The sequence below is a fragment of the Legionella sp. PC1000 genome, assembly GCF_014109805.1.
Classification (GTDB): domain Bacteria; phylum Pseudomonadota; class Gammaproteobacteria; order Legionellales; family Legionellaceae; genus Legionella; species Legionella resiliens.
This window is the reverse complement of record NZ_CP059400.1, coordinates 2,937,739-2,961,108: the sequence shown is the minus strand read 5'-3', so window position 1 is coordinate 2,961,108 and position 23,370 is coordinate 2,937,739. Positions and strand designations below refer to the sequence as shown.

The window sequence follows — 23,370 nt, the reverse complement described above, 5'->3', positions numbered from 1 at the left end:
TTTGTTGACGGAGCAACCCATGATTACCCTTAGAAATAAAATTGGTCAAATGTTGTTTATGGGCTTTGAGGGCTATGACCTTCATGACAAAAGTCCAGTAGCTGAGTGGCTTTCCACAGACGGGTTAGGTGGCGTTTTGTTATTTGATCAAGATGCTTCTTCGGGCATATATGGTAAAAATTTAAAAAACCAGACGCAAATCAAACGATTAACGCATCAACTCAATCATTATTCTGCAGAAATAAATTACAAAAATAATGGTTCGCCTTTATTAATTGCCATAGATTATGAAGGAGGATCCATAGATCGATTGTCTCGGGTTGAAGGCTGTATGCCGACTATGAGTGCACATGATATGGCACAATTATCGCCCGAAGCGTTGCAGGCTGAGTTAACTCAAATGGCATTTACATTGAAGTCATTGGGTTTTAATCTTAATTTCGCTCCAGTTGTTGATTTGCATTTACAAAACGAGCAAGGAATTATTGGAGGTTTACAGCGTAGTTTTTCAGCGAATCATAATGATGTAATTCATTTAGCCAAAAAATTTGTTGATGTCTTTTATCATCATGGTATTGCATGTTGCTACAAACATTTCCCAGGCCATGGTAGTGCGGTTGGTGATACTCATAAAGGATTTGTCGATGTTACCAGAACGTTCCAGAAAGAAGAGTTGATCCCATATTACCAATTAGTGCGCGATATTTATAAACCCATTATGATTATGACAGCACATGTGGTGAATAAACAATTGGATAAGCAGGGGCTACCAGCAACTTTATCTCACGAAATTTTAACAGGCGTGTTGCGTGAGACTATAGGCTATGATGGAGTAATTATTGCAGATGATTTACAAATGCAGGCAATTACAGATCATTACTCTCTTGAGGATGCTTTATGTCTGACCATCAATGCCGGAGCAGATATGCTGATTTTTGCGAATCAACTGGCAAAAATTACGGCACCAGAATTGATTGAGGCCATCGAACGTTTGATTTTCGAGCAAAAAATAGAACAGCAGCGCATAGAAGATGCTTATCGCCGGATCATTCGTTTAAAACAGCAAATCAATTGTATCGAATTAGTCGACTAATCGCTTACTGTTTAAAATCTCTTGACGAACATATTGAATGTGTTAGAATATTTCTCTCTGTACATATTTTAATCAGAAAAAATGTAAGGCTATTATGTTAACTCATTCGAATCCGACACCACATCGTTCAACCCTCGCCCACTTTAAGCTTGTTTCTTGTTGTTGCTGCTAATTTAATTTTCTTACTTTTTAACTTCTTTCTTTTTTAAGGATCACGAACATGTGTGCAGCACATCAACAAAAAAAATTCATTTTCAGTACTCCTTTGATTTACGCTTTAATGATCGGTTTGGGTATTGCCAGCGGGATGTCAAACATTGTTGTTTTGAAAGAGACAGGTTTATTGATTTCTGATTTGTTTATTAAGCTTTTCAAGTGCATTAGTTTACCTATTATTTCTTTATCGATAATTGTTACCCTGGCTCATTACAAGACTGATGATGGGTTCATGAAAAAAATTTGGCAGCGAACAATTAAGTATACTTTTTCTACTACCATCGTGGCAGCAGTGATTAGTTGCCTGCTTTATATTTTAATCCAACCCAGTTCGGTTCAGGTTGATCTGGATGCACAAGCAGTCAACTCAGCAAGCAGTTTAGGTTATTTAGGTTACTTGGCGAATATTATACCTACCAATTTATTATCTCCCTTTCTTGAACAACAAGTTATGGGGGTATTGTTCTTAAGTATTATTATCGGTATTGCCGTACGACAAATTCCTGATGAAGAGTCCCGTGAAACCATTACGCGTTTTTTCCGTGGTGCACATGGTATGTTTTTAGTCATGACGCGTTGGATTATCACAGTTATTCCATTGGGATTATTTGGATTTATTACATCAACAGTTGTTCAGTTACGCTCAGGCATGGATATTAAAGGGATAGGCGAATATTTACTGATTGTTGTTTTAGCTAATTTAGTTCAAGGTTTTGTGGTCTTACCTTTATGGTTAAAAAAGAATAAGATTCAGCCTTTTGCAGCAATGCGATCCATGCTTCCTGCATTATCAGTCGCTTTTTTCTCTAAGTCCTCAGTAGGGACATTACCTGTCACAATGAATACTATAGAAAAGAATTTGCAGGTAAAACCATCGGTAAGTCGTTTTGTTTTACCTTTATGCACCAGTATTAATATGAATGGGTGTGCAGCCTTTATTTTTGCTACGGTGATTTATTTAATGCAGAATCACGGTATGCCAATTTCATATGGTACGATGGTTTTATGGATATTCGTTTCCACAGTAGCTGCTATTGGAAATGCTGGCGTCCCTATGGGATGTTTTTTTCTGAGCATTAGTTTGTTATCCAGTATGAATGTCCCTATTGTGCTTATGGGTGTTATTTTACCCTTTTATGGTTTAATCGATATGCTGGAAACGGCTTTAAATGTTTGGTCTGATGCATGTGTGACTAAGATCGTGAATGATAAAGCCATTGCCGAGGAACACGTTAAATTAAAGCCCAGAAAGGTATCTGCATTTGAACCTGAATTAGGTTAAAAAGTATATAACTATGTAGCCTGGCTGTTCGCAGTTGTCTCTTGATCAATCTCTGCTTACGCTCCACGGCTTGTCAGCGGGGTCCAGGTTTTAGTGTAGATATCCTGGATCCCGCGGACAAGCCCTGAACGATCGTCAGTTTTTTAAATTTATCATGTACCACTTAAGTTTCTCTACGTACCGCGCTTTATGCCTGAGAGATGGTCACTTTTTGTGACCATCTCTCAGGGACAAGCCGCGGGACTTCGGAATAGAGCCTGGACTGGTTTTTCAGTGATGCGTAGAAGATTCAGTTGCAAGCAACCAGGGCAGACTACATGTTTACGAAGCGACCTCTGAATAGTTTTCCTTATTGCCAATTTTTCCTGCCCGATTCAAGCATCGATGATTTTCATAGGACTCACAGAAGTGTGAAAAGTATTGTTTCAAGTTCGATACAAATATTTCCTCATTATCCATGAGGAAAATTTTTTCAGGCTGTAGTTCAACGTAATTTGAATCTCTTAAGACGGCTTTATAAATAGAGCTTGCATGTGAAGAAATCCATTTATCCAGGAAAGGGAGTATTTTATCTGGATCAGGAGTAAAGAAATTTTGATAAATATCGCTAAATAACTTATTTTTCATTTCGTAATTGCTTTTGAAATAGAAACTGCTATGGTCTTTTCTATATTCTGTAAAAGGAGGTCTATTGGGTTTTTTCTTCATTCCTGCAGCAATCTCTAAGGAAATGACGAGACCTTTTGCAGATTCAATTTTGTATTGTGTTCCTAACAGATCGGTACCATTGTATTCATTGAGATAGGATTCTAAGTACGTAATTGCTTCATCACTTACAGGGTCAAAATAACTGTTGATAATGAATTGGGTTGCCAATTTGGTTTCTGGATTATAATAACAACTAATATAAATTGCATAAATGAATTTCTCATTTACTATGTGTTGCACTAAGATTTTATCAATTTGATCATTCACCTCATCACAGGAAAACTGCTGACTTTCTATATTCTTCTCCATACGAATGATTTGAGTAGGGTAATCAATGCTGCGGATAAATGACATATTTTGTTTTAAATTTTCTGTTTCGTTAGAGTATGTAATGACATGGCTATTTTTATTCTCCGGATTTTGTGAAATGGCTAATGTAGTAACATCATCCTGAGTCTGACTGAAACTATATAGCGGTATTAAAATGAGGGAAGTAACCAAATAATTGACTTTCATAAAAAACTCCTTTTGTCAGCCCAGTAGTGCGTCTTGCAAAAAGTTAAAAATTTTTAACTGGGTATTTTGAGTATAGATTAGTGGGTGAAAATTACTCTCAATGTTCATTTTTCAGAGGTGTTTTGCATCAGAAAATACATGCCGAATTTTTGCTATACTTTTTTAACATCTACTTCATAAAAAAAGACATCCAGGCAGAATAAAAAAGATAATGTATGCAAAAAATATACGGAACTATTGTTTGGTTGATTGCAACATTATGTTCTGTTTATTCTTTTTGCTTGAACACTGCTGCAGCAGTATTCTCTGACCCAATAAAAAATACACTGCATACCAGTGATTATGGTGCTTCTCTAGCAACCAGTGCGTTTATTTTAGGCTATGCCTGCATGCAAATTCCGGCGGTTATTTTCTTGATAAATTGAACCCGGGAATTGCAGTTAGTGGAGGAGTTTTAGTATTGGCATAAGGGAACATTTTTATTTCCATTGCTGATAATTTGACGGTTTTTACATTCGCTAATTTGATACAAGGAATAGGTGCTTCCTTTGCTTTTAGTCGCTGCAGCAATTTTGATTTCTCAATGGTTTTCCGCAAAAGTTTTTCCTGCATTATTTGGGCGGCCCCAAACACTATAGTATATTTTAGCTGGAGCTCTTCGCTATTATTTTAAAGTGGAATTGGCATCACTTACTTGGAATGAGTTGTATCAACGGCTAGCAGTTTTGGGTGTAAACAGGATTTATATCCAAGTTATTTCAGACATATACAAATAAGACAAATGTGATACTATTTAAACGCATTTACACGGAGATTGGGTCAGTTCCTATTCGTGAACGGACTTTTTATATATTTTAAATTTTAGGGAATAAAATGAAAAAGATATACGCAATCGTTAGTCCAGCATATACCAAGATAGGTGATGGTTTTACGGATTTAGCTTCTTATGTAGTTTCTCCTTTCCACACAGTAGCATTCGAACACGTTTGTGGTTATTCATTAGGTCATGAGGTCTTTTTTTCTGAAACGATAGAAGATGCTAAAAAGACTTTGGAGGAAAAAATCAAGGGTACAAAATCAGATGCTAAAACTGCAATTCAAAAAGCCATTGTGGAATTGGATGCAGATGATGAGGGAAACATCACTGGATTTAGCAAAATTCATACGGTCAATTTTGATAAACGTTTTGAACAAGCTGAAGATAATTTTTTTAAGGCAGTGCGAATTCCTAAATGGAGCGAACGTGCCATTGATGCTAAAAAGGATGTCACACCAGAAGCACTTTCTGAAATGATCATTCAGCATGCACAAAATAAAAGAACAGTCACTGAAGAAGCTTCAATTTAAAAAGCGTTAGCATTGTAGCTTGGGTGCAGCGTAGCGGCCCCGGGATTTTTTTCACCGATTATTTCTCGGGTTACGGCTTACGCCTTCACCCAGGCTACAATTTTGAAAGGATGCACGTTGCTACATCTTATCAGGTAAAAATCCCCCGGCTTGCATCTGCCACATACGACTGTAATGACTCGATATTTTAATAAGTTCTTCATGCGAACCGTCTTCAATAATACGCCCTTTTTCAAAAACCAAGATGCGATCCATTTCGGATAAAGTCGAGAGTCGATGCGCAATAACAATAGTCGTTCTATTTTGCATTAACACAGCCAGACCATCCTGAATCAATTTTTCAGTTAGTGAATCCAAGGCAGAAGTCGCTTCATCCAGAATGAGAATGGGTGCATTTTTTAACATTGCTCTGGCAATAGCGATTCTTTGTCGTTGTCCTCCCGACAACTTAATTCCTCGTTCACCTACCAAGGCATTATATTTTTCAGGAAGCCGGGAAATGAATTCATGGCAGTGTGCTTTTTTTGACGCTGAAATGATTTCTGCATCCGTTGCATCAATGCGGCCATAACGAATGTTCTCCATTAAAGTACGATGGAATAAAGTCACATCCTGAGGAATCATAGCAATGTTTTCGCGCAATGAGTCTTGGGTCACATCGCAAATATTTTTTCCATCAATCAAAATTTGTCCCGATTCTACGTCAAACAAACGGAGAATCAGATTAACAAAAGTGCTTTTTCCAGAGCCCGATAAACCGACAAGACCGATTTTTTGCCCAGGCTTTATTACTACAGATTTATTTTTAAAAAGATGCGCTCCTTCATCATAATGAAAACTTACATTCTTAAATTCAATATGACCTTGAGTGACGATTAGCGGTTGTGCATTGGGTTTATCAGCAATCTCATGTGTCTCTGAAATCAGAGTCAGGGCTTGTTTGCATTTACCTAATTCTTCTGCAAAAAGGACAAATTGACTTGCCAGATACCATAAATTATAAAAAATGCTGATCGATAGTGAGATAATGAAACTAAAATCGCCGATTGATACTTGATTTTTACTGTACATAACGACTAACACATATAAATTGGCAGCAATCAGCGCAATAATACTTACATCCCAAAAAGTACGCATTTTCAAAATAGTCCATTGCATGGTCTGATCTTTATCTGTGGTATCTTGAGCTGTATTTTGGATTAATTTGTTTTCAAAGCTTGCTCTGGAAAACAAACGCAAGTTCGTAATATTGCTTATGCTATCAACAATTTTCCCGACCAATGTTGTTTTACTGGTAGCGAACATATTAGACAGTTCCTGAACCGGCTTGAAATAAACCATTGCAATTCCCAAAAATACAATCGCCCAAATAAGTAAAATTAAGGCAAATACAGGATGCACAAGCAACATACTGATAATTGCAATGATAAGGCCAACAATTTGAGCTGCTGCATCATCGATCGTTGTGAATATCGCTATAGTGCCTGCAGTCATATCAGAAATTTTATTTGATAAACTTCCTGCAAAGTTATTTTGGAAAAAGCGATGTGAATGCTGATTCAAGTAGGCAAACATGTGATTCACTAAATCATAACGGATGTAGGGGAATAACTTTAGTCGGAACCAATCTGAAAGACGCATATCCATGGCAATCAAAACCCAAAGCGTAATGTACACGATGACATTGGGTTTTATCGCATTAAATACAGCTGCTTTATCGCCTGAATATGCAGCAACCTTATCAATAATAAGCTTTAACATATAAGGAGAAAGTGAATTATTAATTCCCCAATATGCAGCAGTAAGTAATAATCCAATAACATACCCTTTATAAGGCTTTATCAGACTGAGGAAGAATTTGCTTAGTGAACTATTTTTTTTATTCATACTTTTTACTCGGTTTTTGTTAGAAGGGCCTGTTTACATTTCGCTAACTTGAGTCAAAATGACCTGATTTTTGAGTACCGAAGCGCAGGAAACAGGCCTATATGGATCGTAATAATCCATCCTTTATTTCATATCCGTCGGTAACTTCAATAGCACTCAAAAAATGAGAATCATGAGAAATCACCATCAGTGCGCCTGGATAAACTTTGAGTACCTGGATTACATGAGCCCGGGTTTCTCTGTCCAGGTTATTTGTCACTTCATCCAAAATAAGTAGTTTGGGGGTAATTGCTGCGATTTGTGCCAAGGAAAGTCTGGCTTTTTCTCCACCGGATAGGGTTGATACCAACGCATTTATTTCTTCATTTTTTCGAAATAAAAAATCATTTAAGAAGCTCCTGATTTCGGTATAGGATTTATCCGTTAAACAACTTATGGCTTCCCATACCGTCTTTGTTAATGGCAGATTGTTGTAGTGCTGATCAAGGTAACCAATCTCATGAGAGTGAGGAACAGCCCAGATTCCTTTTTTTATTACCGATTCATTGCTCAAAATGGCTTTGAGCAAGGTAGATTTACCGGAGCCATTTTTCCCGTGAATCGCAATCCGGTCGCGTGCTTTTATTGAGAAGCTCAATTCCCGTAGAACAGGATTATTGTTCTCATAACCGACAGTACCCTCACTGACTGTCACTAAAGTCTGATTGGTTTCTACCCCGTGCACAGCAAATTTAGGATGAATGACTTCAGGTAAGTAAAGCGTAGATAAGCGCTCAGTTAATTCCTGTTTTTTTTGATTGATTGCACTTTTTTTACGACCTGAAGTCTCTTGGGCATTTCTTGCTTTGCTCTGCGAAACGATGGTAGGCCACTTCCTCTGGAGGATGTGTTTTTCACCTTGATTTCTACTGCTCTTAGCCCGTGCTTGTTCTCTCATCATATCTGCGTGGATCTGTTTTTTCTGACGTCTCAGATCTGCAATTTCACCTTCAATCGTACTACGTTGAATATTGATTTCTCGTAAATAATCCGCATAACATCCTGTAAAGACACGTACTTCAGCATGATCGATATGCCAAATCGTATCTACAGTGGATTGCAATAATTCAATATCATGCGTCACCATAATCAAAGTATTCCTATAATCAGAAAGCATCCTCATCAAAGAGCGGCGATTGTTACGATCCAGGTGATTACTGGGTTCATCAAGCATCAAAAGATCAGGATCCGATACTAGCGCTTGAGTTAATAATTTATGAAAACGTTGCCCTCCACTTAATGAATCAAATTCTTCAATAATTTGCGGCACATAACCTATGTTTAATTCTTTTGGAAAACAGATGTCACCATCAGTTGGCTCAAGTATTCCTGCAAGTAATTTAAGCAGGGTGGATTTTCCAGAGCCGTTACGCCCAATAATCGCAATACGACTGCCATAGACAATTTGGCCGCTAAAGTCCACAAAACATGTTTTATGGGGGAAAGAAAGACAAAGATGTTTCAATTGAATTGGCTTATGCATCATGTAACTCACTTAAGTAGTGCAAATAGGCAGTTTGAGTGTGACTGCTACCGTCATTGCCCTGTGCTTAGGGCGTACTTAAGAGAGAATGTCCATGATGTGTTTAAGCCTCTTTAAATGATGTGCTTGTTTGATATTGGGTATAATAATAACCGATTGCGTGATTATCTGTCAATATCTAGGCAAACCCGTCTTATCGCATAAAACAAAATCCCTACGTTCCGCGCTTTATGCGCGGAATCCAGCTTTTTGTCTCATGCAGAGGGACTGGATGCCGTGCATAAAGCTCGGCAAGTAGGCAAAAAAGATATGGACAAGGCAAACGCATCTTATCGCATAAAACAAAATCCCTACGTTCCGCGCTTTATGCGCGGAATCCAGCTTTTTGCCTCATGCAGAGCGACTGGATGCCGCGCATAAAGCTCGGCAAGTAGGCAAAAAAGATATGGACAAGGCAACCGCATCTTATCGCATAAAACAAAATCCCTACGTTCCGCGCTTTATGCGCGGAATCCAGCTTTTTGCCTCATGCAGAGCGACTGGATGCCGTGCATAAAGCACGGCAAGCAGGCAAAAAAGGGGTAAGCCAGTAAGGAAAAGGGGGTTAGATAATTTCTTCCAGATGAGGGATAAGTTCTTTGCAATGCCGCATTACTCTTTGCTCTTCAGGAGGCAGCTGCAAATAATCTCCATATTGCTGAATAAGAAATATTTCTGCATTTTGCGGAATATTAAATTCTTTAGTCTCAAACGCAACTCGTTGCAAAGGATATATTTCGTCCTTTTTGATTAAATTTCTTCCTACGCAATTATAACCTCGTCCTATATAAGGGCTTTTACTGGTGTTTGCCTGATGAATAATTTTTTGCAAGCACAACTCAAGCAGAGACTTGGGAAAAAAAGAGGCTATAGCCTTATAAAAGGCAGGATAGTGTCCTATTTTTACTTTACTGTATTTAGTACTTAATAAACGTGAGAGCTTTTTAGCATAGAATTTATATCGCTTACGTTGTTTGGGATCTAGAGGCATGGTGTCATAGACAAAAACGTCAATAAAAATACCTTGAATGTAAGGTTCATTACCTTTTTCGTGTTTTTCAATAAAACGGCTGGAGCGATCTCTGATTTTTAAAGGGGTAGCCATATTAAAATAGCCTGGATCGCTATGAACCGTTTGCAACCACATCCAGTTAGGGATTTCTGTAGGTGCTACACGTAAAAAGTGTTCGTAGCTAGCCCGTGGCATGGCAATATCCACATCGTCATCCCAAGGGATAAACCCTTGATGCCGTACAGCCCCTAAAAGAGTCCCCGCATCAAGCCAATAGTCCAAACCATGTTTAAGACAGATAGCATCCACTACTTCAAGCATGGCAAGCATCTTGAATTGAGCTTGACGTAATCTGCCATCTTGAAACGCTGTGTCCGCTGAATAAGGATTTGGATTTTTTGCTAATGCCATGAATTATTTTTCATCCTAAATGACAACAGAAGGATATATTAACAAAATAATTCAAAATCATTAACTATAATGACATAAAAACTTGAATAAATTAGGGTATTGAATTAGTTCAAAGTACATTTAGAGTTTTAAAATACTTTAATTTAATAGGAGAACCATCGTGCAGTTATTTTCAGATATCGGCCCAATGTTAATCCAATATAAAGAAGCGAATACGCATGGTCGACGCACCATGGTGCAGGATAAGATCGCAGAAATCAAGAAACTTTCTGGCCAAGTCACTGATCAGACTCAAGCAAAGACTCATTATAAAGTCTTAGCTTATGCAGCGACATTTATTAATTACGCTGATGTGTTACACCGTATGGAGCATCAGCAGTATTTTGATATTTTATTCGATTTCTATGACATGGAAATGGATAAGCAATTAAGTTCTTGGTTTGAGTTTGGTAAAACTCCAGGTCAAATGAGATTGAAACATCCAATTCGTGAGTATACGCCAGAAATTTGGGAAAAATTTCGTACTGCACAAAAAACTCATTTAAAGAAAACCAATAAATCACATCTTTTTAACTTGGATGAGCTTAATATTGATTGTCCTCCTGCTGCTCAGTTATACCCCATTCAAATTCAAATGGGTGGAAAGCTTGAAAATGAAGCAGTAGATAGAATCCATGTGGATCCACAGGGACGAATTCGTTTTGCGCAACATCATGGATTTTATCTTTTGCCTGGAGGAGGGATGATTGAAATAAGCAATGTTGCCAAAATTGATGATTTACAGCGCAAAATTTTGGAGGAACATTTGGAGGAAGAACATGCAAATCTTTATATAAAAGCAGCTGAATTATATGATCAATTAACTCAGCATGATTTTAATGCTGCATTAATAAAAGCATTTTTAAGCAAGCAAGCACAATCTTTGTCTTCAGAACTGAACGATTGGTTGCGTGCGCAAATTTTAACTCAAGATAGCAATGCGACCCGCTTACAAAGGATAATTAATAAACTCGACCATCAAATAGAAAAGGCAAAGAACAATATGGATGCGTCTTTGGGTAAGCGTTCTAAAGAAAGACAACTGAAAAATCAGCATCTGCTTAAGTCTCTTATTGAATTACGTGCTGTGGTACAGGTTGAGACATTTAAATTAACCTTATTATTTGATGAAGCATTACAATACATAAAGAAAAATACTATTTGTGTTGATATTCAGCAGTATCTGGAGACCCGAGTGCTGGGGGGATCACAAATATCTCACAGCTTTATTATGTGCGGGCAATCATTAGAAGAATGGTTTACTCTGCAGTTTAATGGAGTCGAGGGTGAGTTTGGTGATGATATTTCAGGGTCTGAAATTGAACGATTGACTTTACTTGCAGCATTAAGCAAATTTAGGAGGGTTAAATTTTCCCATATATTGATTGGATTAGCCGCTTATGAGAAATGCCTCGATAACGGAACTTTACGTGTTGAAAATATCTGGAATGAGGCCCAATTTGAAAGAGTACGCCAAGTGATGCTTGAAGAGGCCTCTAAATTTTTGGAGAGGTAACTATTCATATTGCTCTAATTCCTCTACGTACCGCGCATAAAGCGCAGTACGTAGGGTAAAAAAACTTAGGGAGTTCCTCGGATTCGCTGCGCTGAGCCCAGGCTAAATTATTTTTCATAAAAGCAGCATTGATTTATCAAAAATTAAAAACGAAAATAACCCTTCAATTTTTCTCTAGCAATTTATATTTGAAATGAGCTTTCTATGTCAGATGCTTTAAGTCGTTATTATCTACAGGCTATGGGAATCGATCTCTGGGAGTTACGCCAGCCTCATTCTTCATGTGAGCAGGATTTATCTGCATTAGCAAAAGAAGTAGCTGCGTGTACTCGCTGTTCTTTACATAAAACCCGCACGCAAACTGTTTTTTTCCGCGGCAGTGCAAAAGCAAAGCTGATGATTATTGGTGAAGCTCCAGGGTTTTATGAGGATAAACAGGGTCTTCCCTTTGTAGGAAAAGCAGGAAGTTTACTCAATCACATGTTGCAAAGCATTGGAATCGTTGAAGAAGAAGTTTACATTGCCAATGTGTTAAAATGCAGGCCGCCAAATAACCGGGATCCTCAGTTGGATGAAATAACTCAATGCAGTTCTTATTTAGCCCGTCAAATTGAATTGATTCAACCTCATTTGATTTTGGCTTTGGGACGTTTTGCAGGGCAATTTTTACTTAATAAACCACTTCCTTTGAAAGAATTGCGTAATACATTGCATCACTATAATAATATCCCCTTCATTGTAAGCTATCATCCCGCTTATCTTTTACGTAATCCATCCGATAAGAAAAAAGCATATCTAGATTTATTAACTGCAAAAAAATTGCTAGTAGAGACGAATCCCTAATATGAATAGTTCTTATAGAACTGTAGAAGGTATCTTCCCATGAGGAATTGATTGGTTTGTATCGTGACAACCTTGAGCACGCCAAGAATTAAATTTCAGTTAAAATTTATAGCGAAATGAGGCCTCTAGGAGATTTTCAATCGAATCGTTTCGCTGCGAGGCCAAGATCAACCGGGTAAACCTAATTTTGTGACATATAGTCTATGGCCTGAATGAACGCTGCATCAGAACAATTTTTCTTCGGTACATCCGCTTCCTTACACAAACCACCATGAGGCATTAGACCTTTTCCACTTTTCATGCTGGATAATAAATAATCCATTGCGGTTTTATATTCTGCAGGATTTTTTTTGGCTTCCAGTTCAGCGTTCTTAAAACGGGTAGCCCATGCTTTTTTATCAAAAGCAGCGGGCGCTTTCATCCCGCTTGCAAATTGAGGTGCATGACAATTTTGACATGTTATTTCATAGGTATTTTGGCCTAAATTATCTGCAAATAGTGAAGTACATATGGCACACAATAAAATAGCCAGTAGGTTTTTCATTTTTCTCTCGATTCGTGTTATATCTTCTTTAAGCATACTCAAATATTAGCCCAACTCAAGATAATTTTATTTTCTTTATCTGTATTGTAATGCCCGCACACTATTGAAAATAATACTATAATTTACATCAGTATTTACTTAAATCGCAGCATGAAGCATTATTGGATGGAATCAAAAGGAATTTGACATGAAAGGAACTGAAGAAAAGAATGCCCTAACTCACTTAGGCTTGAAGAATCAATCTGCTCCTCCATCTGAGATTAATAATTCCCAATATTCACTCTATAAAAATAAATTGGATGATTTTTTTTATTTTATAAATAAATTGTATCAGGCAAATCTAGGTAAGATTACAATGGGCATGAGTCCTGCTGTAATTGGAACTGCTCATTGTGCCTGGCTTTTGCAATTAGCGCAATCGCCGGGACACTTATTGGCATTGGCTTTTTATCCTCTCCTGCATACCGATGAATTTTTAGCGCATCTGTTGTGTGACAAACAACCAGCTCAAGGAAAAGATGTGCGCTTTCATAAGGAGAATTGGCAATTGATGCCATGGCGTTTGTATGCTGAAGTTTTTCTCCAGATTGAAGAGTGGTTTTGTAATGCAACACGAAAAGTTCCTGGACTTTCCAAGCGCTCAGAACGTACGGTTTCTTTTTGTATTCGTCAATTACTTGATGCTTTATCGCCTTCCAATTTCGTAATGACTAATCCCGATCTTTTTTATGAAACGATGCGTTGTGGTGGCGTAAATCTGATTCAAGGTACAGAAATTGCCGTGGAACATACGCTAAGAAGATTGGCTGGTTTGCCTCCTCCTGGTGCGGGAAAGTTCAAACCAGGCAAGAATGTTGCGATTACTCCTGGAAAGGTAGTTTTTACAAATCATTTGATTGAATTAATTCAATATGAACCAAAAACTGAAACTGTTTACAAAGAACCAATACTCATCTTACCTGCATGGATCATGAAATATTATATTCTGGATTTATCCCCTGGAAATTCTTTGGTTAAATGGCTTGTTGGACAAGGACATACGGTCTTTATGGTCTCATGGCGCAATCCGGATGAAAAAGACCGTGATTTAGGGATGGATGATTATTATCGCCAAGGCGCAATGGCAGCAATCGATGCGGTAAGTACTATTTTACCCAAGACAAAAATTCATTTGGTGGGATATTGTCTTGGCGGGACTCTGGCAATGATTACAGCGGCTGCAATGGCAAGGGATAAAGACAGTCGTCTTAAAAGCCTTTCGCTCCTGGCAGCACAAGGGGATTTTACACAGGCAGGCGAGCTCATGCTGTTCATCACTGAAAGCGAAATCGCATTTCTTAAAAACATGATGTGGGAAAAAGGGTACCTTGATCCCAAGCATATGGCGGGATCTTTTCAGATGTTGCGTACTTACGATTTGATTTGGTCAAAAATGATTGACGACTACATGACGGGTAAAAAACGCGGCATGATTGACCTGCTTGCCTGGAACGCTGATGCTACGCGGATGCCTTATAAGATGCATACAGAATATCTTGAGAAACTCTTTCTGCAAAATGATTTTGCAGAGGGACATTTTCGCGTTGAGGATGAAATAGTGGCGCCCAAGAATGTTCATGTACCCATTTTTGCAGTGAGTACTGAACATGACCATATCGCTCCCTGGGAGTCTGTATATAAAATCCATCTTATGATGCATACCGATATTACCTTTGTGTTGGCAAGTGGTGGTCACAACGCTGGTATTGTCAGTGAACCTAATCATCCTGGGCGCTATTATTCTATTCTTGAAAACAAAAAAAACATGTCTTATATAGGGCCTAAGAAATGGGTGGACAAAGCAAAAAAAAGAGATGGATCCTGGTGGTTTGCTTGGCATGAATGGTTAGTCGACAACAGTTCGCAAAGACGTGTTTCGTTACCGCATCTTGATTCCTCATTACCTTCTGCACCTGGAAGTTATGTGATGCAAAAATAGAGCTCATTGCTCTAATTCGATATCTCATCCCACCGTTTATCCACGGGATCCGGAAGCAGATCTGCGCTAAAACACTGGACCCCCGCGGGCAAGCCGTGGGGCGTAGGCGGAGATATGATCAAGACACAACGGTTTATTCGCGGGGCGTAGGCGGAGATATGATCAAGAAACAACAGTTTATTCGCGGGACGAAGGCCGGAGATATGATCAAGAAACAAACTGTTTATTCGCGGGACGAAGGCGGAGGTATGATCAAGAAACAACAGTTTATTCGCGGGACGAAGGCGGAGGTATGATCAAGAGACAACGAGTTATTCGCGGGCATAGGCAGAGATGTGCTCAAGAAACAGATACTTACTTTCATAAATTGAATCTTGGTTACTGTACTGAGATGTGTTAAATTTATCTCTTAACAATTTTTTTGGAACTCTATGATGAATAAATTCTCAATTACAGCAGCATGTTTTATTATTTCAATTTCCGCAAATGCATTTGCCGGCATGGCTCATCTTAAACCTAACTTTAAGAAAACTTATTGCGGTAATCAGGAGTTTTTAGGCAATAATGCGTCAAAAAGACCTCATTTGCATTGCGGTGAAACGTTTATAGCCTATAAAAAAGCGAGTGGTGATCATTTAAATATCACAGATGCCGGAACGTGTGGTAGAACAGACCTGGTTTTTGATGATATTAAAGCAAATAGAAATGCATTTGCAGATTACCAGGGTATCTATGATGCGCTCGTATCATTTCATCAAGCCGGTTGTCCGAATCAATTAAAATCCTAATAAATACCTGTAACCGGGATCCGCTTTCCTCCACCCTGCCTCTTAATCACATCTCTACCTACGCCCCGCGGCTTGTCCGCGGGGTCCAGTGTTTAGCGCAGATCTCTGGATCCCGCGGCCAACTCCGTAAACAAGAACTGGGACGGGACATCGAAATAGTATTGGGCTGATTTTTTAAGCGATGAGAAGAGGATTCAGTTCTTAACCCAAGCTACCAATAAGCAATTATTCAAATAATTTCAAAACATTCTCAGGCGGACGCCCAATAATGGCTTTGTCTTTATAAGTAACTATTGGGCGTTGCATTAATATGGGTTCTTTGAGCATCGCCTGTAACACTTGATTTTCATTATCCAGGGACAATCCCAGTTCTTTAAAAACAGGCTCATCGGTTCGTACAAAATCTTTAAGTGCAAAGTGAGCCTTTAAGTTTTTCAATTGTTCTAGATTAAGCGGGGTTTTAAGGTATTCAACAATAACCGGCTTTACCCCTTTATTCTGAAGAAGCTCCAAAGTTTTTCTTGATTTGGAGCATCGAGGATGGTGATAGATTGTAATTTCTTCCATATTGTTTAAGTTTTGTTGATAAATTTGCACTATAGCATGTTTTTTGTATTTTCCCCTTATTTTAATTTTGGGCACGGATCTCGGTGAGCAATGTAACCTGTCTGTTTGCAAACAAGATTTTTTCGTGCCCACATAGAGCCTGCCTGCAGCTGAATCTTCTACACATCCCTGAAAAATCAGCCCAGTCTATTCCGACGTCTCTCAGGCATAAAGCGCGGTACGTAGGAAAGCAGTACGTAGAGAAATTTAAGCGGTACGTAGAGAAACTTAAGTGGTACATGATAAATTTAAAAAACTGACGATCGTTCAGGGCTTCTCCGCGGGATCCAGAAGATCTAGCTAAGATACTGGACCCTGCGGACAAGCCGCAGGGCGTAGCAGAGATATGATGAAGAGACAGCTGCTTGCAGCCAAGGTGTCAGGTTGGTACTTGCAAATTTTTAAGTGATATTACCATTAAGCGAATAATCGCTATTGACTCCCAGACAAAACTTCTTTCTACTAACCTTTTGATCCAGAATTAAGTAGAATCTTATGCAATTTTCTATTGTCCCTATTCAAGAAAAACATATCGAAGCATTTTGGTCCGCGGTTGATAGTGTAGCCCGTGAGCGTAAATTTTTAGCTTTTTTAGAAGGACCGCCCATCCAATTAACTAAAGATTTTGTTTTAGATCATATTAAAAATAATTGGCCTCAAGTTGTAGCAATGCATCAGGATCAATTAGTGGGGTGGTGTGATATCAGTCCGCTTGACCGGCCTGTATTTGCTCATGTTGGGTCTTTGGGAATTGGCGTCATTGCTCCCTATAGAGGGCAGGGCATAGGTGAGGCATTATTAAGCAGGGCACTGCAGATGGCCCAGTTAAAAGGGTTAACACGCATAGAACTTACCGTGCGCGAACATAATAAGGCGGCAATTGCACTGTATGAAAAATATGGATTTGTAAAAGAAGGGATACATAAAAATGCGGTGCGGATCGATGGGGTATATGAAAACCATATTTTTATGGCTTTGCTTTTTGAATAGTCAACGAACTGGTTTCTTCTTGAGTTTCCCGGGTTACGCCTTTACCAGGCTACAGGGTAATGCATGTTAATGAACTACTGTAGCCTGGGTGAAGCGAAGCGGAACCCGGGTTTCTTATCAATTTAGACCGTATCTTGTTTGATATTCAGGAGAACTTTGGGTATCGCTTAATTGTTGATCCAAGGAGGTTTTTAAACGTGTTAATTCGTTTTTCATATCAATCAAAATGTTTTTTACGGGCTTAAAGGTTTGGGCATAAAAGCTTTCTAATGCATATTGATTTAATGCTTTAATTTCATCATCAAAAATTTGATTCACTTGTTTAAAAAAATCATTATCGTTAAGGTTTCTTTTATTGATAAGACTAATAATCCTATCTTCGCTTCCAAAAAGGTTATCCAAATCACAGAAACAGTGATCCAGGAGAATGATCCCGATTTTTGAATCCATTTCGGTTCTTTCATCGACAGGAATGGCTTTAATCTTTATTTGAAACATATCAAGACACTCGGTTTGAAATGGTGAGAGTGAATCTTTAAGTTGCGCTTGAGTATTATTTAAAATGTTTAATAACATTTCTTTACAGCTTGGCATAATTTCCATCCATAGTTAAGTTAAATGCGCAAATCATAACATTAGTGAATATAATTTTCACTTTAATCCACAGATGGATTTTCAAATTTTAGAATGCGGCTGTTCTGCCTTTTTTCGTACCCATAATTTTATTTAAAAACTCTTTTTGTTAATCAATCCTTAAGCTTGCTTGTTTTACACTGATAAAAAGCAAAGAAGGAGATTACCATGTCAAATAAAAAACTAACTGAACGTTTGAACTATGAGCTTGATGAACTTGGGGTTCCTGCCTTAATGAAAGAACGCGTTCAAGCGTGTTCTAGGATGTTCGAATTGCCTAAATTTAAAATCGAAGCGTTATTGCACGGTGTTGCTTTAGATGGAACTACCATGCAAAAAATTGCTGATGAACTTGAAGTAAGCACCGATTGGTTATTTGGAGCTGCTCAAGAAAAGACAAAACACTAATCCAACAATAAGCTGTAGGTTGGGTCATTTTTACCTGAGGTATCGTCAGTTTTTCATTTAAAATTTTTCTACGTACCGCGCCTTATGCGCGGTACGTAGGCAAAAAAATTATACATCCATTTGACCCAACAAAATTAAAAGTGATTGCAAGGACAATCCAAAAGTTATATAAAAGATACTTAAAGGAAATATGAAGCAGTCTAAATCGAATCTCGAGGAATAATCATACCCGGAGCGGTTTATTTCTTTATTAATCAAAGAGATTAACAAATTACGAATCTTTTCAAAAAATAAAAAGAAAATACCCTTTTAAGATGGATAGCATTGCTACGTGTTAAGCAAAAAATATTCCTCAAAAAGCAAAAAGCCCATATTAACGAATATAATATGGGCTTTTTGTTCTAACGAAGCAACCTATTTAGTAGGTCCTCTGAGTGGGGTATCTACATCTGGCTCATGCTCTATCTTCACATTTGTATTTAGAATTTCCTTAAACTTAGCTTGTACCTTTTCATCTTTTATAAGGGCAGATGAGTCAAGAGTTGTGTCAAGAACTAATCCTCGGGGTGCTAGGTGAATCCATTTCATTGCACTATTAAACTTGTCTTTAATATAGTTCCATAAAGTGGGTTCTGCAGCCAACCTTTTATAATTCACTTTCATTATTTCTGAGCATGCCTCTTCAAACTGCCCTAGTATTTGTTGATATCTTTTCTTTTCAGGATTACCATTAGTTGCTTGAGCAAGCGCTGCTAACTGTTCACCTAGCTGGGCTGCTGCGAGCAATCTTGCTTTATCAGTTCCTAAGCCTATTTCTCCTTCAAAACTATTAAGTGCTTCAATAAGTTCAAAAACAGCTTTTACTGAAGGGGGTGTGTTCCTGTGTATATGATGTTTTGCCTCCTCCAATTGACCACTAATTTTTTCGTTTTTCTCAGCTTGTACTTTTATCTGAGCGGCTTTTAATTGTTTCCAAACACCATGCTTTCCCAAAAGGTCACTTAAGGCTTCTTCTTTCTGTCTTTCAATTTCTTCTTTCTTTGCTTGCTCTTCCTTCCTTTTTTCTCCTTTTTGAATAGCCCCATGGACTCTTTTTTGAAGCTCGCTACCCTCATAGGGCTCTGATTTTCCTACCTTTTTTTGGGGTTTTTCTGCTGTTGTCTTATTTAAATGTTTGGACATAACTTCTCCTCTAAGTGCTTAAAAGTTCGCACTATATATAATTATAAATCATAGGGGCTTAAAAATACACATATTGATACCTGGCCACAATTTTTATTATGCATATATTTTAAAACAATTAAGCTTAAGGCTTGATTAAAAAAAGATCTTTTCCATGAAATTTTTTGCATTTGAGATCCCATTTTGTTAATCCTGGAATTGAGAAATCACATGACTATTGGTGATTTTCATAAAAAAATCACGAATGAAGCCTGAGGTAAGCGCCGATTGGTTGTTTGGAGATGTACAAAAAAAGATAAAGCACTAACCCAAAAAAACAAGCAAGGTTGAGCCTTAGCCCAACCTACATTTGCTCTCATTATTATATTTTCTTTGGGTTGAGTGGATTATCATTCTCTAGTTCATCCACCATATGATGACCTTCTTGTTTTACCTTATCAAACTTTTCTTTGAACATAGAGCTTTTCGCAAGGCCACTGCCTTCTACATCAAAGCGCTTCTTGATATCCGTATATTGTTCAAGTACATTATTTACCCATGCTGCGATTTTATTCCATACACCAGGAGCTGCCATTATTTTGACTTGATGTTCATGAATCGCATCAACACTTGCTTTTGCAAAAGCATAAACTTCTCTATTTAATTTACGCTGATCTATTACGTCAGCACCACTCATAACATTATAAAATTTTTGTGTATTTGTATTAAATGTATCTCTAGCCTCTACAAGTTTATCTCTTAGTTTAATTGCTTCTGCAAGAGATTTTTGCACATTTTCATCTGGACTCTTTTTGTAACGTACATCCTTTTCCAGTTGCCCAATTCGAGTAATCAACTCATCTACAGCGGTACAAATTTCTGGTTTTTCAATAGCTTTATCTACTTTTTTCTGAACTGTTTCTCCAATATCGTCTATAAATTCGCCGCCTTTTCTTTTAATCTTAGCCCACGTACTTTCTTCACCTTTATGACCACTCATAATGTATCTCCTCTAAAAAAATGATTCATTACTTTTAATTAAGTATAACAAATTTAATGCATGTTGTTTGAAATTTGAATAATATTTATTTATATCAATTCATTTTTCATTTGAACATGCTTCTCTTTTATGCATGTTTTAAGTATATAACACGAATGCTTAAGATTTGATTAACAAATTAATTTTTGTACAAAAAAAACTCTGTGTGGGAAAAAAAATCTGATTTATCAATGCTTAAGATTTGATTAATAAATTAATTTTTTTACAAAAATAACTCTGTATTGGAAAAAAATAAGGTTTATCAAGGAAAGAAGAAAATAACCGCTGATTTCAAAAAGCATTTAATATACTCTTTTCATCTAAAATATTTAGCTTGGGTGCAGCATAGCGGAACCGGGGATTTGTAAATATGCATAAAACTTTTTAAACCCAGGTCTCGCTATGCTGCAAAAGCCTATAATTAGTTACAATTATTGTTTATGACGCAATGTACCAAACTGGTTGCAAAATGATAATTGTTGTTTTGGTCATGAATTACTTCCCAATCAAACACTCCTCCAAATCCTGGATAAGTTCGCGGTGGAATATAAGTCCCACAACTTGATGGACTGGCAATCCCGGTGCGTAAACACTGGATGGCGCGTTTGATTGTGCTAATCACTGCTGCAGGTGAACCATCGCTTTGTCCAGAGGCATTGGGTGCAGGATAACCAAGAACCACTTGGGAAGGATTAAGATAACTGATGTAAGGTTGGAACCCTGTTTGTTGTCCTGAACTGGTGACTGCAGGCCAATTTTCTAATAAATCAGTGGCCATGGCTACAGAAGCATTAGGGCTGCTTGTATTGTTTGGATCATAACAAATTAAGTCGATGCCAAAAGTACACCCTGCGTTATACATTTGAATGCCAACCCATGCCAAAGATTGGTGGGTTTGCATCACTAAAGAGGCATAATTTCCCCAGGTTGCATCAAACCCTGACGTGGCGGCAATGTTTGCAGTTTGCGGTGTCAAAGTAAGCAGCAAGTTCGGATGATTGGTATGCATTGTATTGATAATATTGGCTAAAACAGCAATATCACCAGTAGGATTGGTAAATGTTCCCCCTGTATTCAACCCGCTTTCAATATCAAAATCAAAACCATCAAAATCATATTGGGTTATAAGGTTTTCCAATGAACCAATAAAAGTTTGCTCGAATGCCGAAGGGGAAGGGGCAGCAGATACTACCTGATGGAAATTGACTGTGGTATTGGGAATACTGGTTAACGCACCGCCTAAAGAAAGCAATACCTTAATGCCCGCGTTATGCAGTGATTGAATGTAACTTGCAGATACCGTATCGAAGGCGGATGTAATTTGTCCAGGAGTTGTCGTACTGAATACGCCAAAAGCAACAAGGATATGGGTATAACCTGCATTCGCCAAAGCAGTAGCAGGTGGAGGTGTTTGCCAGCCGGGCAGGTAGCCTATAATTCTGCCTCCAGTGCTTGTATTTTGGGTATAGGTAATGGTTTCGGTAGCAGAAGAAGAAGCGGTTAATGGTTGGGGGGAATAACTGACTGCATAACCATTCACTGCGGTTGCACTTACTGTATAGATTGCTCCATCAGTTAAGCTGACATTACCTGTTCCTGCTCCATTGCTTAAAGAAATTGGTGCCGCTACAGGCGAACCATTAGTGGGCGTAAAAATTACATTAATAGAGGAGAGAGAAGAGGGGGCTCCCGTGACCGTAACAGGGATACTGTCCTGGGCGACTTGAACGCAATTATACGTCAGTTGCACTGTTGGGGCAGAAATTGCAGCGGTAGCCGATGTAGGATTAAACATTGGGGTGCAATTATATCCATTATACGTTATTGCCGGAGTAGAAAAAGAATAGTTGACTCCATTGGCTAACTGGCTGATTACATTAATTGTGTTCCAATGAACTTGCGCATTGGTTGCACTCTGATTATCCATACGGGTTAGGGTTACCGTAGGAATGCCGGTATAACCAGATAATTGTGCGGGTAATGCGGTTAAGGAGATGTTGATGTTCCCAGTTGTTTGGCTTGCGGTATAGGTAATGGTAGAGGAAACAGTGGTACCTGCGGACACGGTTAGGCTTGCAGGATTTGCTACCCCTTGATAGATGATGCCGTTGCTGCTCGCAACATGAGTTGGTGAAACGGTATAAGTTCCTGCAGCCAGGCCAGAGATAAGTTGTTGTCCAGACCAGGGAACTTGTACGCTGCTCACAGTCTGTCCATTTACAGTTAAATTCACTAAAGCATGGTTTTGCGATACGTTGGCAGGCTTTGCTGTAGCGTTAATTAAAGTGATATCGCCTGTAGATACTGAAGAATTTAAATAAACAAGGACACTATTAGCTACGTAATCTGCAGTGGGTGCCCCGTAAATAATGGTAAAAGAGCTTCCTTTAGGCAATTTGCTGTTGGCACCCGGATATGTAGGAAATTGTAACGAGAGCGAGGATAAGTACGTGCCGCCACTTTGGGGTTGTGATGTAATTTGCAAATTATTAACCGGATAAGATAATGGTGAGAAATTTCCCCAAAACGATGTGTTCAGATTACTGAGATTGGAAAATGTTATTGTAGAATTTTGAAAATCTACTGTTTGATTGCAATTGTTGGTTAGTTTTAAGGAAATTGTTTTCCAGCTACTTGTCCCTGTTGCGCTGAAACCGCCTGTGATGCATGAGGTTGGTTGAGGCGCCACAATCGGAGTTTTGGCAAACCCATCATTTAAGAAAAACAAGAAGCCGAATAAGAATCCTATTCTTTTCATAAATTCCCTTAATTTTCATTAGTTATTGGTAAGT

General features: G+C 38.2%; 21 protein-coding genes. 11 read left to right on the top strand and 10 right to left on the bottom strand.

Annotation, left to right across the window (positions count from 1 at the left end):
- Positions 1-19: 19 nt before the first annotated feature.
- Entirely contained in the window at positions 20-1,093 is a 1,074-nt protein-coding gene (locus FOLKNPGA_RS12910) for a glycoside hydrolase family 3 N-terminal domain-containing protein (protein ID WP_182350287.1), read from the top strand.
- Positions 1,094-1,313: 220 nt separating this feature from the next.
- Entirely contained in the window at positions 1,314-2,591 is a 1,278-nt protein-coding gene (locus tag FOLKNPGA_RS12905) for a dicarboxylate/amino acid:cation symporter (RefSeq protein ID WP_182350286.1), read from the top strand.
- A 321-nt stretch (positions 2,592-2,912) separates the two neighbouring features.
- Here FOLKNPGA_RS12905 and FOLKNPGA_RS12900 read toward each other — a convergent pair whose 3' ends face one another.
- Entirely contained in the window at positions 2,913-3,815 is a 903-nt protein-coding gene (locus tag FOLKNPGA_RS12900; RefSeq protein WP_182350285.1) for an Lpg0189 family type II secretion system effector, read from the bottom strand.
- A gap of 215 nt (positions 3,816-4,030) precedes the next feature.
- On the opposite strand from FOLKNPGA_RS12900, the gene FOLKNPGA_RS12895 reads away from it, so the two are divergent.
- Positions 4,031-4,240, top strand: a complete 210-nt coding sequence (locus FOLKNPGA_RS12895; protein ID WP_182350284.1) for a hypothetical protein — start codon at positions 4,031-4,033, stop codon at positions 4,238-4,240.
- Positions 4,241-4,688: 448 nt separating this feature from the next.
- Positions 4,689-5,162, top strand: a complete 474-nt coding sequence (locus FOLKNPGA_RS12890) for a hypothetical protein (protein WP_182350283.1) — start codon at positions 4,689-4,691, stop codon at positions 5,160-5,162.
- A gap of 120 nt (positions 5,163-5,282) precedes the next feature.
- Here the strand turns inward: FOLKNPGA_RS12890 and FOLKNPGA_RS12885 are convergent, their stop codons facing one another.
- From FOLKNPGA_RS12885 to FOLKNPGA_RS12875, 3 genes are all read right to left on the bottom strand, one after another.
- Positions 5,283-7,049 (bottom strand): ABC transporter ATP-binding protein, encoded by a 1,767-nt coding sequence (locus FOLKNPGA_RS12885; RefSeq protein ID WP_182350282.1) that lies wholly within the window; start codon positions 7,047-7,049, stop codon positions 5,283-5,285.
- A 97-nt stretch (positions 7,050-7,146) separates the two neighbouring features.
- Positions 7,147-8,574 carry an ABC-F family ATP-binding cassette domain-containing protein gene (locus FOLKNPGA_RS12880; RefSeq protein WP_182350281.1) on the bottom strand — a complete coding sequence of 476 codons (1,428 nt, stop codon included), beginning with the start codon at positions 8,572-8,574 and terminating at the stop codon, positions 7,147-7,149.
- Positions 8,575-9,175: 601 nt separating this feature from the next.
- Positions 9,176-10,033 (bottom strand): phosphorylcholine transferase LicD, encoded by an 858-nt coding sequence (locus tag FOLKNPGA_RS12875; RefSeq protein ID WP_182350280.1) that lies wholly within the window; start codon positions 10,031-10,033, stop codon positions 9,176-9,178.
- A gap of 160 nt (positions 10,034-10,193) precedes the next feature.
- Between FOLKNPGA_RS12875 and FOLKNPGA_RS12870 the strand changes: the two genes are divergently transcribed.
- Together FOLKNPGA_RS12870 and FOLKNPGA_RS12865 are read left to right on the top strand one after the other, a co-directional pair.
- Positions 10,194-11,588, top strand: a complete 1,395-nt coding sequence (locus FOLKNPGA_RS12870; protein WP_255465975.1) for a hypothetical protein — start codon at positions 10,194-10,196, stop codon at positions 11,586-11,588.
- Positions 11,589-11,792: 204 nt separating this feature from the next.
- Complete coding sequence (locus FOLKNPGA_RS12865) at positions 11,793-12,431, top strand: uracil-DNA glycosylase family protein (protein ID WP_182350279.1); 639 nt, start codon at positions 11,793-11,795, stop codon at positions 12,429-12,431.
- A 181-nt stretch (positions 12,432-12,612) separates the two neighbouring features.
- Here FOLKNPGA_RS12865 and FOLKNPGA_RS12860 read toward each other — a convergent pair whose 3' ends face one another.
- Entirely contained in the window at positions 12,613-12,975 is a 363-nt protein-coding gene (locus FOLKNPGA_RS12860; RefSeq protein WP_182350278.1) for a cytochrome c5 family protein, read from the bottom strand.
- A gap of 187 nt (positions 12,976-13,162) precedes the next feature.
- Here FOLKNPGA_RS12860 and FOLKNPGA_RS12855 point away from each other — a divergent pair, with 187 nt between their 5' ends.
- From FOLKNPGA_RS12855 to FOLKNPGA_RS12845, 3 genes are all read left to right on the top strand, one after another.
- Positions 13,163-14,953 (top strand): alpha/beta hydrolase, encoded by a 1,791-nt coding sequence (locus tag FOLKNPGA_RS12855; protein ID WP_182350277.1) that lies wholly within the window; start codon positions 13,163-13,165, stop codon positions 14,951-14,953.
- A gap of 158 nt (positions 14,954-15,111) precedes the next feature.
- A complete protein-coding gene (locus FOLKNPGA_RS12850) occupies positions 15,112-15,249 on the top strand; it encodes a hypothetical protein (protein ID WP_182350276.1) in 138 nt (45 codons plus the stop codon).
- A 135-nt stretch (positions 15,250-15,384) separates the two neighbouring features.
- Positions 15,385-15,741 carry a hypothetical protein gene (locus FOLKNPGA_RS12845; protein WP_232891237.1) on the top strand — a complete coding sequence of 119 codons (357 nt, stop codon included), beginning with the start codon at positions 15,385-15,387 and terminating at the stop codon, positions 15,739-15,741.
- Between the two features lie 225 nt (positions 15,742-15,966).
- Here the strand turns inward: FOLKNPGA_RS12845 and arsC are convergent, their stop codons facing one another.
- The gene (gene arsC / locus FOLKNPGA_RS12840) at positions 15,967-16,308 is read right to left on the bottom strand and encodes an arsenate reductase (glutaredoxin) (RefSeq protein ID WP_182352860.1); all 342 of its coding nucleotides are present in this window, start codon (positions 16,306-16,308) and stop codon (positions 15,967-15,969) included.
- A gap of 534 nt (positions 16,309-16,842) precedes the next feature.
- On the opposite strand from arsC, the gene FOLKNPGA_RS12835 reads away from it, so the two are divergent.
- Complete coding sequence (locus FOLKNPGA_RS12835) at positions 16,843-17,337, top strand: GNAT family N-acetyltransferase (protein ID WP_182350275.1); 495 nt, start codon at positions 16,843-16,845, stop codon at positions 17,335-17,337.
- A 117-nt stretch (positions 17,338-17,454) separates the two neighbouring features.
- Here the strand turns inward: FOLKNPGA_RS12835 and FOLKNPGA_RS12830 are convergent, their stop codons facing one another.
- Complete coding sequence (locus tag FOLKNPGA_RS12830; protein WP_182350274.1) at positions 17,455-17,931, bottom strand: hypothetical protein; 477 nt, start codon at positions 17,929-17,931, stop codon at positions 17,455-17,457.
- Positions 17,932-18,138: 207 nt separating this feature from the next.
- Here FOLKNPGA_RS12830 and FOLKNPGA_RS12825 point away from each other — a divergent pair, with 207 nt between their 5' ends.
- The gene (locus tag FOLKNPGA_RS12825; RefSeq protein WP_182350273.1) at positions 18,139-18,378 is read left to right on the top strand and encodes a hypothetical protein; all 240 of its coding nucleotides are present in this window, start codon (positions 18,139-18,141) and stop codon (positions 18,376-18,378) included.
- Positions 18,379-18,792: 414 nt separating this feature from the next.
- Here the strand turns inward: FOLKNPGA_RS12825 and FOLKNPGA_RS12820 are convergent, their stop codons facing one another.
- The 3 genes from FOLKNPGA_RS12820 to FOLKNPGA_RS12810 form a co-directional block, all read right to left on the bottom strand.
- Positions 18,793-19,560 carry a hypothetical protein gene (locus FOLKNPGA_RS12820; RefSeq protein ID WP_182350272.1) on the bottom strand — a complete coding sequence of 256 codons (768 nt, stop codon included), beginning with the start codon at positions 19,558-19,560 and terminating at the stop codon, positions 18,793-18,795.
- Positions 19,561-19,921: 361 nt separating this feature from the next.
- Positions 19,922-20,539 carry a hypothetical protein gene (locus FOLKNPGA_RS12815; protein WP_182350271.1) on the bottom strand — a complete coding sequence of 206 codons (618 nt, stop codon included), beginning with the start codon at positions 20,537-20,539 and terminating at the stop codon, positions 19,922-19,924.
- A 460-nt stretch (positions 20,540-20,999) separates the two neighbouring features.
- Positions 21,000-23,336 carry a glycosyl hydrolase family 18 protein gene (locus FOLKNPGA_RS12810; protein WP_182350270.1) on the bottom strand — a complete coding sequence of 779 codons (2,337 nt, stop codon included), beginning with the start codon at positions 23,334-23,336 and terminating at the stop codon, positions 21,000-21,002.
- Positions 23,337-23,370 lie beyond the last annotated feature (34 nt).